Source organism: Oceanobacillus sojae, assembly GCF_007991515.1.
In the GTDB taxonomy this organism is placed as follows: domain Bacteria; phylum Bacillota; class Bacilli; order Bacillales; family Amphibacillaceae; genus Oceanobacillus; species Oceanobacillus sojae.
The window spans coordinates 1-1,690 of sequence record NZ_BJYM01000043.1; the positions used below are offsets into that span (position 1 = coordinate 1).

1 rRNA gene is annotated in these 1,690 nt (G+C 52.5%); it reads right to left on the reverse strand.

Features of this window, described 5'->3' with window-relative positions:
- Positions 1-9: 9 nt before the first annotated feature.
- Positions 10-1,572, reverse strand: a 16S ribosomal RNA gene (locus OSO01_RS23140).
- Between the last annotated feature and the right edge of the window lie 118 nt (positions 1,573-1,690).

The following is a 1,690-nucleotide window of genomic DNA, read 5'->3' on the forward strand; positions in this document are numbered from 1 at the left end:
AATCCTTAGAAAGGAGGTGATCCAGCCGCACCTTCCGATACGGCTACCTTGTTACGACTTCACCCCAATCATTCGTCCCACCTTCGGCGGCTGGCTCCAAAAAGGTTACCTCACCGACTTCGGGTGTTACGAACTCTCGTGGTGTGACGGGCGGTGTGTACAAGACCCGGGAACGTATTCACCGCGGCATGCTGATCCGCGATTACTAGCGATTCCGGCTTCATGTAGGCGAGTTGCAGCCTACAATCCGAACTGAGAACGGTTTTATGGGATTTGCTTGACCTCGCGGGCTTGCTTCCCTTTGTTCCGTCCATTGTAGCACGTGTGTAGCCCAGGTCATAAGGGGCATGATGATTTGACGTCATCCCCACCTTCCTCCGGTTTGTCACCGGCAGTCACCTTAGAGTGCCCAACTAAATGCTGGCAACTAAGATCAAGGGTTGCGCTCGTTGCGGGACTTAACCCAACATCTCACGACACGAGCTGACGACAACCATGCACCACCTGTCACTTTGTCCCCGAAGGGAAAACTCTGTCTCCAGAGCGGTCAAAGGATGTCAAGACCTGGTAAGGTTCTTCGCGTTGCTTCGAATTAAACCACATGCTCCACCGCTTGTGCGGGTCCCCGTCAATTCTTTTGAGTTTCAGCCTTGCGGCCGTACTCCCCAGGCGGAGTGCTTAATGCGTTAACTTCAGCACTAAGGGGCGGAAACCCCCTAACACCTAGCACTCATCGTTTACGGCGTGGACTACCAGGGTATCTAATCCTGTTCGCTCCCCACGCTTTCGCTCCTCAGCGTCAGTTACAGACCAGAGAGTCGCCTTCGCCACTGGTGTTCCTCCACATCTCTACGCATTTCACCGCTACACGTGGAATTCCACTCTCCTCTTCTGCACTCAAGTCCTCCAGTTTCCAATGCACGTTTACGGTTGAGCCGCAAGATTTCACATCAGACTTAAAGAACCGCCTGCGAGCGCTTTACGCCCAATAATTCCGGACAACGCTTGCCACCTACGTATTACCGCGGCTGCTGGCACGTAGTTAGCCGTGGCTTTCTGGTCGGGTACCGTCAAGGTACGATCAGTTACTATCATACTTGTTCTTCCCCGACAACAGAGTTTTACGATCCGAAAACCTTCATCACTCACGCGGCGTTGCTCCGTCAGACTTTCGTCCATTGCGGAAGATTCCCTACTGCTGCCTCCCGTAGGAGTCTGGGCCGTGTCTCAGTCCCAGTGTGGCCGATCACCCTCTCAGGTCGGCTACGCATCGTCGCCTTGGTGAGCCGTTACCCCACCAACTAGCTAATGCGCCGCAGGCCCATCTGTAAGTGACAGCAAAAGCCGCCTTTCAACTTACCATCAGGAGATGATAAGTATTATCCGGTATTAGCTCGCGTTTCCGCGAGTTATCCCAGTCTTACAGGCAGGTTGCCTACGTGTTACTCACCCGTCCGCCGCTCGTTCCACGAACGTCCCTCCGAAGAGTTCTGTCCGCTTCCCGCGCTCGACTTGCATGTATTAGGCACGCCGCCAGCGTTCGTCCTGAGCCAAGATCAAACTCTCCATAAAAGTGTTTGTTTCTTTAGCTTTCAGAAGTCAACTTCTGACTTAAATATTCAAGAAAAACGAGGTGTTTTTCTTCTTTCGTACTGGTTGTTTTGTTCAGTTTTCAAAGAGCAATTTCTTT